Consider the following 12,982-nt stretch of genomic DNA (forward strand, 5'->3'; position numbering starts at 1 on the left):
GGCCGGTGCGGCCCCCGGCCACGGCCCGTCGTGCGGGTGGCCGGGCGCTTGTTCTTGCCCGGGGCCTGCATACGGGGGCTGGGCGCCTGCCCGGTCCGGGCAGCGCCACAGCGCCGTCGTGGTGCCACCCGCGGTGTCTCAGGCCGCGACCGCACCGACCTGCTGCGGCTGCGCGGCCGTCCCCTCCGGGGCGCCCGCCCCGGCGGCCTTGGCCTGCCGGGACTTCTGGATCAGGTGCGCGACCCACCACCCGATCCCGCGCAGGGCGCAGACGATGGTGGTGGCGTAGAACAGGGTGTAGACCACGTTGAACACCATCAGCACCCCGTAGACCATCGCGACCGAGGAGCCGAACATGAACTGGGCCTTGGCCTTCATCGGCGTGGTGCCCGGGTCGCTGATCATGTAGTTGGTGAACAGCACGAAGGCGACGCCGGTCATCGTGCCGAGCGCGGAGTACAGCGCGACGTCCCAGATCCAGTGCCGGACGAACGCCTGGATGGCGAACGCGCCGAGCCAGCCGACGATCAGCGGCGTGCGCTTGGTGAGCAGGGCGTTGATCACCGTTCCCGCGGTGGCGATGATCAGCGGGATCATCACGCGGAAGAAGGTGTTCGCGTTCTCGGTGAACTGGTACGGCGGCGAGATGCTGAACCAGGTGCCGAAGCACAGCAGCGACATCGTGATCCCGAAGTTGGACGGGTTCATGTAGTGCCGCATCCGGCCCGCGATCGGCGCCTGGAGGGCGTGCTTGCCGCCGACGCCGATGACCACCCCGAAGAACATCGGCAGCAGCTGGTTGTTGCCGTACGTCAGCATGTTGACCGCGAGCGCCGTGATGTGGGCCGGCAGCAGGAACTCGTAGAGCCCACGCGCCCCGCGGCCGCGGAAGCGCGGCGCGCGCCGCTGCGCCCAGGCGCTGATCAGCTCGAAGCAGATCTCGCAGGTGTAGGCGGTGACCACCGCGATGAACGGCCAGAGCCAGGGCTGCTCGAAGCCGAGCAGGGTGTAGCCGAAGGCGTTGAACACGCTGATGGAGATGGCGAAGTTCCGCAGGGCCAGGTAGCGGGGGTCCTTCGGTTTCGCGGGGGCGGCCGGCGCGGCCGCCGGGGCGCCGCCGGGAACGGGTTGCGCGGTCGCGCTCATCGGTTCGGGACCTCCTGGACGTCGCTGGTCAGCATGAGGGTGTGGGTGCCGGGGTCGATCTGCTCGGTCTTCTCGTGCAGCCCGCCGCTCGCGTCCCGCCACGTCAGCTTGACGGTGACCGGGCCCTGCTGGGAGCCGAGGCCGAAGCGCACGTCGAAGCTGCGGTAGCCGCCGTGGCCGCCGCCGCCGTCGAGCTGGGAGATCTGGGTGCGGCCGTCCGGGGTCATGACGCACACGGTGGCGTTGTACGCGGGCGCTCCGCTGTTCACCAGGCCCTGGCCCGCCCCGCCCTCGGCGGTCGGCCGGTAGAGCCGCAGGTTCAGCTGGTTGCCCACGCTGGGCGCGGTGTTGGCGTAGAAGGCGGGCGGCCCCCACTGGCGGGCGACGGCGAAGTCCAGCCGGCCGGTCCCGGTGGTGTCGCCGGTGGCGAGGCCGCGGGTGGGTGTCGGCACGGCGATGCCCAGCTCGGAGCTGATGTTCACGTACGGGCCGTCGGGGGTCTTGGCGTAGAAGGCGATCGCCTCGTCCCCGGCGATGTCGTCGCCCGGCTGGACGTTGGGCCACATCGCGGGGTTGGAGAGCAGGTCGTCGTTGGTCATGGCCATCTCCTGCAGCCACGGCCAGCGGTTGATCTTCCCCTTCACGAAGCCGGTCGCCTGGAGGACGTTGAGGTCGCCGTTGTTGAGGAAGTCGCCCATCTTGGCGTCCCAGCCCCACCCGCTCCAGGCCATGCCGTGCTCCTGGGCCTCCTGGGTGAACGGTGCGACGCCGTCGGCGAGTTTGGCCTTCATGTCGGCCTCGTCCTTCGCCTTGTTGATCCAGACGAAGTTGCTCTCCTCCAGGCCCCAGGCGACGGCGATGTTGCTGACCATCATGTCGAAGTTGCCGTTGCGGCCGAGGTCTCCGAAGTCGACGCCCATGCCCTTGAACGAGCCGTTGCCCAGGACGAAGGACTTGGGGGTGCTCGGTGTGCGCTCGCCCGTGGCCTCGGTGAACCGGATGTGCCCGGGTGTCGACCTGTTGTACATCAGGTGCCCGTGGCCGAAGTCGTTGGCGATGTACATCTCGGGCAGTCCGTCGCCGGTCAGGTCGGCGCCGGAGATCGCCAGTGTCCAGCCGGTCGATGCGTCGAAGGGGATCGCGCCCTTCTCCTCCACGTACGACACCGTGGGCTCGGGGCCCGAAGTGCTCTGCTGCCAGCGCAGGACGTGGTCGCCGCCGGCGTTCCTGGCGCTGGACAGCGATTCGTTCATCACGACGTTCTTCAGACCGTTCGGGTCGAGCACGTCGGAGTCGGGGAAGTAGTTGCCGATCACGATCGACGGGCGTCCGCTGCCGTCGAGGTCGGCGACGTAGTCCGCGTCGGTGTTCCAGCGCGGGCCGTGGTACTTCCCGTCCAGCGACTCCGAGGGCACCAGCTCGCGCGGCACGTAGGAGCTCGCGGCCGGGGTCGTGGCGTCCGACCTGGCCATGAACAGGATCGGCGTGCGGCCCCAGTACGTCACCAGGAGGTCCATCCGGCCGTCGCCGTTGAAGTCGCCGGGCGTGCAGCCGGTGGGCGCCATGGTGTCGTCCATCGGCAGCGGCTTGCCGTCCAGCACGAAGGGCGTGAAGCGGTCGGCCGGCCGGGCGGTCGGCGTGTACGTCACGACCACGCTGTCGGTCCTGGTGTCGACGATGCACATGCTGTCGGCCACGCCGTGCCCGGTGAGGTCGTTGATCGCGATGCTGGCCCCGACCGAGGAGATCCACGAACGGATCTTCTGGTAGGCCGGGTTGACGTTCCGCACGGTCCTCATCGGCCGCTGGTCGTAACCGGGCGGCATCGCGATGGGCATCTCCTTGAAGCCGTACTGCTTCGCGACCTGTTCCGCTCCGGCCACCGCGACCGAGCTCCGCGCCGCGAAGAACAGCGAGGCGGCCACCAGGATCACCACCAGGCCGGGTACCAGTCTGCGGAACCGTTCATGGTATGTCACCGAATTCCCCTCTCGGCAGATCGTGTACGACCCTGCTTTCGCATCGAGTGCACTGACGCGACCGACTCCGGCGGGAGGAAGAAGTCCCGGGGTCCTGGATCCGCGTTCCCGAAATGCGACGGTGAATCCACTTCACTCGCAGGTCTACCCCACGAGCATGGACGCCGGGCACCCCCGGGGGCATCTCTCACATTGCTCACCGAACCCATACCGGCTTTGCCAAGACTTTTCCGAGCGGGGGAATCCCGGCGGCGCCGGAAATCGGTGGGCGCGACTTCCCGCCGGCCGGGCGCCCGTATTCCGCCGCGGCGGCCGGGGAAACGCCGAAGCGCCCTCCGGAGGTGCTCCGGAGGGCGCTTCGGCGGGTGCGTGCGGTGCGGTGCCGCCGGGCGGTGGCGGGGGCGGGTCAGTAGCGGTTGGAGGACCCGGGCGGGACGTCGTGGCGCAGCCACCCGGCGGGGTCCACCCGGTGGCGCACCCGGTCCAGCCGCGCGACGGCGGCCGCGGACAGGTGCCCCTGCGGCTGCTCCAGCCGCTCGACCAGGGTCGGCGCGGTCCGGCCGGTGTCCCAGGGCGTCAGGGCGGAGCGGACCTCGGCGCAGTGCGCCCGGACCGCCGCCGTGGTGACCTGGTCGACGGCCAGCCCGCCGGCCGTGAACGCGAAGGCCGCGTCGAGGTGGCTGAGCGCCCCGCCGTTCGGGTCGGGCACCGCCAGGGCGCCGCCGAGCTGCCGGAGTTCGGCGTTGACCAGCGGGGATCCCGAGCCCTCGCCGAGCACCTTGAGGAAGGTCTCGGCGCCGTCCGGGCCGAGGTCGGACAGCAGCAGGTGGTCCCCGAGCACCGGCACCGGGTCGGTCGGGTCCATGTGCGTGCGGACCACGGCCGGCGGGGTGGTGGTGCACCAGGTGTCCAGCACCGGCTCGCGGACCGCCCGCAGCGGCCCGAGCAGGTCCGCGGCCCGGCGCTCGGCGGTCGCCAGGCCGTCCTCGGTCGGGCTGAGCACCACGCCGGCCAGGCAGATCACCGGGCCGCCGGTCAGCACCGGCGGGATCTCCGGCACGGCCGGCAGGTTCATCACCCGGAACGCGGTGGTGACGGCCTCGGGCGCGTCCCCGGTCCAGCGCAGCCAGCGGGACAGCAGCTCGGGGCCGTACGCGGCGGGCCAGAAGGCCGCGCCGGTGACCACCCGGGCCGCCGGGAAGAGCGCGAGCTCGACCGCGGTGACGACGCCCAGCCCTCCCCCGCCGCCGCGCAGGGCCCAGAACAGCTCCGGGTCGGCGATCGCCGAGACGCGGCGGAACTCGCCGTCCGGGGTGACGAGTTCGACGGCCCGGACGCTGTTCACGGCGAGCCCGGCCCGGCGGCCGTAGAAGCTGATCCCGCCGCGCAGCAGGTACCCGACCACCCCGACGGTGGGCGAGGTGCCGTGCGGCGCGGCCAGGCCGTGCTCCGCGGCGGCCTCGACCACCGCGCCCCAGCGCGTTCCCGCCGGGACGCGGGCGGTGCGGGCCACCGGGTCGACCACGACCGGCCCGGCGGGCTCGGTGCGGATCAGCAGGGCGTCGTCCATCGGCCGGGCCGAGGAGGAGGCGTGCCCGGTGGTGTGCACCCGGACCCACCGCCCCGCGCGGTGGGCGTGCCGCAGCGCCGCCTGGACCTGTTCGACGGTGCGGACGGTCACCGCCGCCGCGGGCCGGACCGGAGCGGCCAGGTTGAACACGGCGGTCGCGGCGGCGTAGGCGCGCTCCCCGGGCAGCGAGACGACCGGATCGGTCTCGGTCATGACACGAACTCCTCGGCTCGACGGGCTACTCGACTCGACGGGCTACTTGACACCGAACCGCGCACGGGCGAGCTCCCGGGTCGTCACCGCGGACAGGAAGACCCCGATCCCGGAGTGGCTGTGCAGGGTGGACAGGTCGCGCCAGACCCGCTCGATCCGCTCGCCCTGGCGCACCGCGCTCGACCCAGCCGTCGGGAACAGCTGCCCCTCCACGGCGTGCCAGCACAGCCGGATCACCTCGCGGCAGATGGTGGCGAGGCGCAGGTCGTGCTCCCGGGTGAAGGCGCCGGGCCCCTGGGCGCAGAGGTCCTGCCACTGGGTGACGGCGTGCAGCACGGCGGCCTCGGCGGTGGCGATCATGCCGGCCGCCTCGCCGTACCAGAACTGGTAGTCCGGGTCCTCGGCGCGGGTGACCACAGGCGGGAAGAGCGTCGTGCGGGACTGCATCAGCTCCCCGTAGGCGTCCAGCGCGCCCTGGGCCATGCCCACGGCGAGCGAGGCGACCTCCAGCACCATGAAGCTGAGCGAACCGCCGCCGTACTCCGGGTTGCCGTGCAGCCGGTAGCCGGGGGTGCCGCCGTCGACGAGGACCTCGCTCATGTGGGTGCGCGGCAGCGTCAGGTGGTCCGGGACCAGCCCGTCCTCGATCACGATGCTGTGCGAGCCGCTGCCCTTGAGGCCCAGCTGGCCGCCCCAGTCGTCGAGCCGGCGGAACCGGGAGCGCGGGGCGACGAAGAGCATCGGCGCCGGCGGTTCGCCGTCCTCGCCGGGCACCGGGACGTGCCCCATGAAGTGCGTGGCGTACGGCGAGCCCGAGCAGTAGTTCCAGGTGCCGTCGATGCGCCAGCCGCCGTCCCGCGCCCGCTCGGCCCGGCCGTTCGGCACGATGGTGGCCGGGCAGATGAAGTCGCCTCCGGCGAAGATCTCGGCCTGCGCCCGCTCGCCGAACAGCGAGGCCGCGGGCAGGGCGTGGGTGGCGCCGAGGCAGTACATCCAGCCGGTCGACGGGCAGCCGCGGGCGAGCGTCATCGCCACCCGCAGAAAGGTGTCGATGCCGAACTCGTAGCCGCCGTACCGCTTGGGGACGAGGATCCGGTAGAAGCCGGCCTCCGCGAACGCCTCGTGGGTGTCCTGGGCGTAGTACGTGCGCTGTTCGGTCTCGGCCTGCCGGGCCACCAGGAGCGGCGCGATGGCCTCGGCCCTGGCGATGACCTCCTTCGGCGTCAGACCGGGTTCGGGCGGCTGCGGCGAGCCGGACCCTGCGGCATTCGTGGCGACCGTCATTGCGGCGCGGCTCCTCTACGGTTGGCGCGGGCGTTCCGCCCGGGGCCGGGCGGACATTTCCCGGCCACTGTCGCCCGCGGCGGGGGCGGGGCGCATCTCCCTGATTGCCAGCACGATCGAAGAACCACGGCGGCGGGGCCGTTGCTACGGTTCCGGGGCGAATTCGCCCCGGAACCAGCGAGAGGAATTCCCCGTGATCTCCGATGGAAAGCCGCAGTCGAACGCACCGGAGAGCAGGACGCAGCTCTCCTTCAACCAGGAATTCCTCTGCGGTTTCGACCGCGGCGACGAGGAAGGACCGTTCGGCCCGCACTTCCACATCGTGCACGGCTGGCGCCTGCGCGGGAAGGTCGACGCCGCGACGCTGCAACTGGCCCTGGACGACGTGGTGGTCCGGCACGAGGCCCTGCGCACGGCCATCGTCCGGGGCGACGGCGAGCGGTACCAGGAGGTCCACCCGCCCACCCCGGTCCCGCTGGAGCTGCGGGAGCTGCCCGGAGCGGACGCTCAGGCCCGCGAGCAGGCTGTGGAGGAGCTGATCACCGAGGTCGAGTCGGGAACCATCAGCGCGCGCGAACTCCCGTTGCTGAAGGCCACCTTGCTGCGCTTCGACGAGGACGACGCGATCCTGGCGCTGGTCGTCCACCACACCGCGGCCGACGGATGGTCGGTCCGGCTGATCATCCGCGACCTCGCCGTCCGCTACGCCGAGCGCCGCGGGCACCGCCGGCCCGAGCTGCCGACCGCCCTGCCGTACCGTGAGTTCTCGCAGTGGCAGCGGGAGTTCGCCGAGAACCCGGCGCTGGAGGAGTCGCGCGCGTTCTGGCGCAAGCAGCTCGCCGGCGCCCGGATCCTCTCGGTGCCCACCGACCGGCCGAAGTCCTCCGGCCTGCCGGAGTCCACCGCCGTGTACCGCTTCACCGTCGACGCGGACCTGACCACCCGGGCCGTGGAGATCGGCCGGGCGCTGCGCAGCACGCCGTTCATGGTGCTGATGGGCGCGTTCGCGGTGATGGTCGCGCGCTCCACCGGGACGACCCGGGTGGTGGTGCCGACCTTCTCGCCGGGCCGCGGCGAGGACCGCTTCCACCACACGGTCGGGCCGTTCTTCAACTTCCTCCCGCTGTGCACGGAGCTCGCCGGGGCCCGCGACTTCGCCGAGGTGGTCGCCAGGATCCGCACCACCAGCCTGGAGGCGTACGCCCATGACATCCCGTTCGGCCAGATCCTCGCCCAGGCGCCGGAGTTGATGCTGCCGACGCTGGAGGACGAGCGGGCGGCGTGCGTCTTCCAGGTCTTCCCGTTCCCGTTCCTGCTGGACGGCGAGCTGATCGGGGACCTGGAGTTCACCGAGGTGCGCCGCCGGCTCACCTCGCAGCCGGTGGGCTCGGACGTGCCCAACGGCGCGCTGTGGACGCTCAACCTGGACCCGGCCGGTGACGTGGTCGCCGGCATCCAGTACAACAGCAACCTCTACGACGAGAGCACCGTGGCGGAGCAGGTGGACCGCTTCCGCGAGGTGCTGCGGGAGCTGGTCGGCGCGCCGGACGCGCCGCTGGAGCTCGGTGCCGGGAACTCCTGAGTGCGCCGGGGCCGGCGGTTCCGCTCCCCACGGAACCGCCGGCCCCCTTCGTCGACCGGCCCGCTCAGCCGACCCGGATCGGGCCGCGGGGGCGCAGGCCCCGGTAGGCGTCGTTGTACCGGTCCAGCAGCAGCTGGGCCTCGGCGTTCGCCCGGGCGAAGCGCTCCCGCGGGTCCACGTCGGTGGCCAGGACGTCGTGCATGGCGGTGGTCAGGACGTTCTGGATCGCGGCGAACTCGCCGAGCAGCGCGCCCCGGGCGGCCGGCGAGCCGGAGTTGGCGGCGAGCTGGTCCAGCGCCGTGCGGAAGTGCGGGTTGCGGTGGAACCAGCCCTCCTGTTCCAGCAGTTCGATCGCCCCGCCGGTGACCGGGATGAACCCGGTCTCCCGGTGCCGCTCGGCGGCGGTCCGCGGCGCGTTCAGGTACTGCATGAAGGCCAGGGCGCCGTCCTCGGTCTCCTTGTCCAGCCCGGACGCCAGCCAGAGCGCGTCCCCCCCGATCACGTTGCCCGCGTAGGGCACCCGGTCGTTGTACGGCATCCGGCAGGCCCTGGCGACGAAGCCGCCGTCGTGGCCGGCCTGGGCCATCCGGGCCGCCTCGACCGAGGTGGTGAGGACGAAGGCGACCTCCTGGTCGGCGAAGGCGCGGAAGTTGCGGTTCCAGTCGACCTCGGTGTTCACCCGGCTCGGGTGGTAGCGGTACAGGCCCGCCCGGTGCAGCCCCCGCCACCACTCGACGTAGGCGAGCATCGCGTCCGAGTCGAGGTACAGCTTCTCGGCGCGGCCGGAGCGGCCGTTGTCCCGGTCGGCGAGCAGCGCGCCCTGCTGGGCCACCGACTGCTGGAACCACCAGCCGTGGTTGGGCCAGGTGATCCCGTGGGCCGGCCCGTCCGGGAGCGCGGTGACGGCCCGGCAGGCGGCCTCGATGCCGGCCCAGGTCAGCGGGACCTCGGTGATCCCGGCCCGCTCCAGCAGGGTGGTGTTGGCGTAGAGCAGGGTGGTCGAGGTGAGCGGCGGCATGGCCGCGACCGCGCCGTCGTAGGTGTAGAAGTGCCGGGCGGCGGGTTCGACGTCGCCGAGCACGACCGGCTCGCCGAGGATCTCGGTGCGGCCGGCGATCGCCCGCTCGACCGAGGTGAACAGCGGTGAGCCGTCGGGCCGTCGGGCGTCGAGGGCGTCCCGGGTCGAGGTGTAGAAGTACTGCGCGATGGTCGGCGCCTCGCCCTTCAGGGCGGCGTCGTGGATGGTCTGCGGAACCGACAGCCAGTCCACGCCGGTGACCCGGATCCGGTACTCGGGGTGGTTGGCCGTGAACTTCTCCGCCAACTCCCTGGTCCGGTCTTGGAAGTAGGGCATCAACGGGTAGAGCGGCACCACGATGTCGAGGTCGATCCGCTTGCTCATTCCGGAATCCTTCCTGGCAGGCCGGGCAATCCAGATGCTCATGCTCCGGGGGTGGCGTGCCCCGGGCATCTCCGCTCGTGCTGACTGCGCGGCCCCTCGCGGCCCGGTCCGGCGCGAGCGCACGACGGGAGAAGCGGCCGGCCATTCGGAACTGTCAGGCTCGGTTCGTCCGGTGAACTGGCAGCAAGGAGAGGCGTCTGATGGCCGAAGCCCGCGAGACCACCGCCGGAGATGCGCGCGGCAGCCGCCCGCTGACCGGGGCGGAGTACATCGAGAGCCTCCGCGACGACCGGGAGATCTACCTCTACGGCGACCGGGTCAAGGACGTCACCGCCCATCCGGCGTTCCACAACCCGGTCCGGATGACCGCGCGGCTCTACGACGCCCTGCACGATCCGCGACACCGGCCGGTGCTGACCGCACCGGTCGACAGCGGCGGCGAGGGCTACACCCACCGCTTCTTCACCACTCCGCGCAGCGCGGAGGACCTGGTCGCCGACCAGCAGGCGATCGCCGCCTGGGCGCGGATGAGCTACGGCTGGATGGGCCGCAGCCCCGACTACAAGGCGTCCTTCCTCGGCACCCTGGGCGCGAACGCGGACTTCTACGAGCCGTTCGCGGACAACGCCCGGCGCTGGTACGCCGAGTCGCAGGAGAAGGTGCTGTACTGGAACCACGCGATCGTGCACCCGCCGGTCGACCGCTCACTGCCGCCGGACCAGGTGAAGGACGTCTTCATCCACGCGGAGAAGGAGACGGACGCCGGCCTGGTGGTGTCCGGCGCTAAGGTGGTCGCCACCGGCTCCGCGCTGACGCACTACAACTTCATCGCCCACTACGGCCTGCCGATCAAGGACCGCACCTTCGCGCTGGTGGCCACCGTGCCGATGGACGCGCCCGGGATGAAGCTGATCTGCCGCCCGTCGTACACCGCGACGGCGGCGGCGATGGGCAGCCCGTTCGACCACCCGCTCTCCTCCCGGCTGGACGAGAACGACACCATCCTGGTGCTCGACAAGGTGCTCATCCCGTGGGAGAACGTCTTCGTCTACGGCCAGCCGGAGAAGATCCGGATGTTCACCGGGCAGTCCGGCTTCATCGAGCGGTTCACCTTCCACGGCTGCACCCGGCTCGCGGTGAAGCTGGAGTTCATCGCCGGGTTGCTGGCCAAGGCCCTGGACATCACCGGCACCGGTGACTTCCGCGGGGTGCAGAGCCGGCTCGGCGAGGTGCTGGCCTGGCGCAACCTGTTCTGGGGGCTGTCCGACGCGGCCGCCCGCAACCCGGTCGCCTGGCACAACGGCGCGGTGCTGCCCAACTCCCAGTACGGACTGGCCTACCGGTGGTTCATGCAGACGGGCTACCCGCGAATCAGGGAGATCGTGCTCCAGGACGTGGCCAGCGGGCTGATCTACGTGAACTCCAGCGCCAAGGACTTCGACAACCCGGGGATCCGGCCCTACCTGGACCGGTTCCTGCGCGGCTCCGGCGGTGTCGACGCGGTCGAGCGGGTCAAGGTGATGAAGCTGCTCTGGGACGCCGTCGGCAGCGAGTTCGGCGGCCGCCACGAGCTCTACGAGCGCAACTACGCGGGCAGTCACGAGAACACCCGGATCGAGCTGCTCTTCGCCCAGCTCGCCAACGGCCAGCTGGACGCCTACAAGGGCCTGGTCGACGAGTGCCTGGCGGAGTACGACCTGAACGGGTGGACCGTACCCGATCTGTCCTCCTTCGCCGACCTGAGCGATTCCGTCCACGGGCTGCTCGACAGCTGATCCGTGCGCCGACGACCGGCCGACAACCAATCGATGAGGATCGGAGGGCATGGTGGCTTCCCCTTCCCTTCAGGGGCATTTCACACAACAGGCGCTGCGGACACCGGACGCGATCGCCGTATCGTCCGGTGAAGTCCGGCTCAGCTACCGCGAGTTGGACGAGCGGGCGAACCGGCTGGCGCACCGGCTGCGGGACCTCGGCGTGCGGGCCGAGTCGCCGGTCGCGGTACTGATGGAGCGCTCCGCGGACCTGGTGGTGGCGGTGCTGGCCGTGCTCAAGGCCGGCGGCTGCTACCTCCCGCTGCACAGCGCCTACCCCCTGGCGCGCAAGCAGTGGATCGTGGAGCACTGCGCGGCGCCGGTGCTGCTGACCGACGAGGCGATGCGCGGGCGCGGCCTGCCGGACGTCGCCGAGGTGGTCGTCGTCGAGGGCGAGAAGGGCCTCGCCGACCACCCCGCGACGGACCCGGCCGTCCCGGTCGAGCCGGACGCGCTCGCCTACGTGATCCACACCTCGGGCTCCACCGGGGAGCCGAAGGGCGTCGCGGTCGCGCACCGGGACGCGCTCGGCCTGGCCCTGGACCCGATCTGGTCGCAGGGCCGGCACGAGCGGGTGCTGATGGTGGCGCCGTACGCCTTCAACGTCTCCACCTACGAGTTCTGGGTGCCGCTGCTGCACGGCGGGCGGATCGTGGTGGCCCCGCCCGGCGACCTCGACGTGCACGCCCTGCGCCGGCTGATCGCCGGGGAGCGGATCACCGGCATCCACCTGACCGCGGGCCTGTTCCGGGTGCTCGCCGAGGAGGACCCGGGCTGCCTGGCCGGCGTGCGCGAGGTGCTCACCGGCGGCGACGTCATCGCCCCCTCGGCCGTCCAGCGGGTGCTGGAGCACAACCCCGGCCTGGTGGTGCGGGCGATGTACGGCGCGACCGAGGCCACGCTGTTCAGCACCAGCGCGGCGATGACCGCCCCCTACGTGGCCGACGGCCCGGTGGGCGTCGGCCGGCCGATGGACGGCGTCCGGCTGCACGTCCTGGACGCCGAGCTGCGGCCGGTGCCGGCCGGCGGGGTGGGCGAGCTGCACATCGCCGGACGCGGCCTGGCCCGCGGCTACTTCAACCGGCCCGACCTGACCGCCGAACGCTTCGTGGCCAACCCCTTCGACGCGCCGGGCGAGCGGATGTACCGCACCGGGGACCTGGTCCGGGTCGACCGGGACGGCATGCTGGAGTACCTCGGCCGGGCCAACGACCAGCTCAAGGTGATGGGCTTCCGGATCGAGCCCGCCGAGGTGGAGGCGGCGCTGGCGCGCCACCCCGGCCTGGCCCATGTCGCCGTCGTGGCACGGGAGTCGGAGTCCGGGGAGAAGCGCCTGATCGCGTACTACGTCCCGGAGTCCGACGGGGTCGAGGCGGGCGCGCTGCGGGCGCACGCGGTGGCGCAGCTGCCGGCGTACATGGTGCCGACGGCCTTCGTGAGCGTGCCGGCCCTCCCGCTGACCCCCAACGGCAAGCTGGACCGGCGGGCGCTGCCCGAACCGGTGACCGACTCGGCCCGCCGGGCGCCGGCGACCGAGCGCCAGCGGCAGCTGTGCGCCCTGTTCGCCGAGGTGCTCGGGGTGCCGGAGGTCGGCATCGACGACAGCTTCTTCGAGGTGGGCGGCCAGTCCCTGGACGCGATGCGGCTGGTCAGCCGGATCCGGGCGGCGCTGGACGTCCGGCTCACCGTCACCCAGTTCTTCGACGTGCCCTCGGTGGCCGCGCTGGAGAGCCTGCTGGACCGACCGGAAGGAGAGCGGGGATGACCAGTCCCTTCGACGCCGAGGACGGCCGGTTCACCGTCCTGGTGAACGCGCGGGGCCAGTTCTCGCTCTGGCCGGCCGCCGCCGGGGTTCCGGCGGGCTGGACGGCCGAGCACGGCCCGGTCGACCGGACCGCCGCCCTCGCGTACGTGAACGAGCACTGGACCGATCTGAGGCCGAAGAGCCTCACCGGGCGCCCCCTCGGGCAGCCCGACGACTGACGAGGAGTC

At 72.0% G+C, this 12,982-nt stretch carries 9 protein-coding genes; 4 read left to right on the forward strand and 5 right to left on the reverse strand.

The genetic code is table 11. The features are described 5' to 3' along the window. Window positions 1-138: 138 nt before the first annotated feature. The 4 genes from ACWDBB_RS18090 to ACWDBB_RS18105 all read right to left on the reverse strand — a co-directional run bounded on the left by ACWDBB_RS18090 (window position 139) and on the right by ACWDBB_RS18105 (window position 6,192). On the reverse strand, window positions 139-1,146 hold the full coding sequence (locus ACWDBB_RS18090; RefSeq protein WP_449790531.1) for an enediyne biosynthesis protein: 1,008 nt from the start codon (window positions 1,144-1,146) through the stop codon (window positions 139-141). Further along, window positions 1,143-3,125, reverse strand: coding sequence for an FG-GAP repeat domain-containing protein (locus ACWDBB_RS18095; RefSeq protein ID WP_449790532.1), 1,983 nt, complete (start codon window positions 3,123-3,125; stop codon window positions 1,143-1,145). The genes ACWDBB_RS18090 and ACWDBB_RS18095 overlap by 4 nt, the downstream gene beginning before the upstream one ends. Window positions 3,126-3,531: 406 nt before the next feature. After that, window positions 3,532-4,908, reverse strand: coding sequence for an FAD-binding oxidoreductase (locus tag ACWDBB_RS18100; protein ID WP_449790533.1), 1,377 nt, complete (start codon window positions 4,906-4,908; stop codon window positions 3,532-3,534). 42 nt (window positions 4,909-4,950) lie between these two features. Beyond that, on the reverse strand, window positions 4,951-6,192 hold the full coding sequence (locus tag ACWDBB_RS18105) for an acyl-CoA dehydrogenase family protein (RefSeq protein ID WP_449790534.1): 1,242 nt from the start codon (window positions 6,190-6,192) through the stop codon (window positions 4,951-4,953). Between the two features lie 193 nt (window positions 6,193-6,385). Between ACWDBB_RS18105 and ACWDBB_RS18110 the strand changes: the two genes are divergently transcribed. Beyond that, window positions 6,386-7,774: a condensation domain-containing protein gene (locus tag ACWDBB_RS18110; protein ID WP_449790535.1), complete on the forward strand. Its 1,389-nt coding sequence runs from the start codon at window positions 6,386-6,388 to the stop codon at window positions 7,772-7,774. 64 nt (window positions 7,775-7,838) lie between these two features. On the opposite strand, the gene ACWDBB_RS18115 is transcribed toward ACWDBB_RS18110, so the two are convergent. Further along, entirely contained in the window at window positions 7,839-9,176 is a 1,338-nt protein-coding gene (locus tag ACWDBB_RS18115) for an extracellular solute-binding protein (protein WP_449790536.1), read from the reverse strand. Between the two features lie 200 nt (window positions 9,177-9,376). On the opposite strand from ACWDBB_RS18115, the gene ACWDBB_RS18120 reads away from it, so the two are divergent. The 3 genes from ACWDBB_RS18120 to ACWDBB_RS18130 are packed head-to-tail and all read left to right on the forward strand — an operon-like array spanning window position 9,377 to window position 12,973. Next, a complete protein-coding gene (locus ACWDBB_RS18120; RefSeq protein ID WP_449790537.1) occupies window positions 9,377-10,951 on the forward strand; it encodes a 4-hydroxyphenylacetate 3-hydroxylase family protein in 1,575 nt (524 codons plus the stop codon). A 49-nt stretch (window positions 10,952-11,000) separates the two neighbouring features. Next, entirely contained in the window at window positions 11,001-12,755 is a 1,755-nt protein-coding gene (locus ACWDBB_RS18125) for an amino acid adenylation domain-containing protein (RefSeq protein ID WP_449790538.1), read from the forward strand. Beyond that, the gene (locus ACWDBB_RS18130) at window positions 12,752-12,973 is read left to right on the forward strand and encodes an MbtH family protein (protein ID WP_449790539.1); all 222 of its coding nucleotides are present in this window, start codon (window positions 12,752-12,754) and stop codon (window positions 12,971-12,973) included. The genes ACWDBB_RS18125 and ACWDBB_RS18130 overlap by 4 nt, the downstream gene beginning before the upstream one ends. Window positions 12,974-12,982: the final 9 nt, after the last annotated feature.

The sequence above is a fragment of the Kitasatospora sp. NPDC001095 genome, from assembly GCF_053598615.1.

What these genes read in the sequence shown, in the direction of transcription:
- ACWDBB_RS18105 (WP_449790534.1), bottom strand. Translation starts at nt 6,192, where the DNA reads ATGACGGTCGCCACGAATGCCGCAGGGTCCGGCTCGCCGCAGCCGCCC.
- ACWDBB_RS18115 (WP_449790536.1), bottom strand. Translation starts at nt 9,176, where the DNA reads ATGAGCAAGCGGATCGACCTCGACATCGTGGTGCCGCTCTACCCGTTG.
- ACWDBB_RS18090 (WP_449790531.1), bottom strand. Translation starts at nt 1,146, where the DNA reads ATGAGCGCGACCGCGCAACCCGTTCCCGGCGGCGCCCCGGCGGCCGCG.
- ACWDBB_RS18120 (WP_449790537.1), top strand. Translation starts at nt 9,377, where the DNA reads ATGGCCGAAGCCCGCGAGACCACCGCCGGAGATGCGCGCGGCAGCCGC.
- ACWDBB_RS18130 (WP_449790539.1), top strand. Translation starts at nt 12,752, where the DNA reads ATGACCAGTCCCTTCGACGCCGAGGACGGCCGGTTCACCGTCCTGGTG.
- ACWDBB_RS18100 (WP_449790533.1), bottom strand. Translation starts at nt 4,908, where the DNA reads ATGACCGAGACCGATCCGGTCGTCTCGCTGCCCGGGGAGCGCGCCTAC.
- ACWDBB_RS18125 (WP_449790538.1), top strand. Translation starts at nt 11,001, where the DNA reads ATGGTGGCTTCCCCTTCCCTTCAGGGGCATTTCACACAACAGGCGCTG.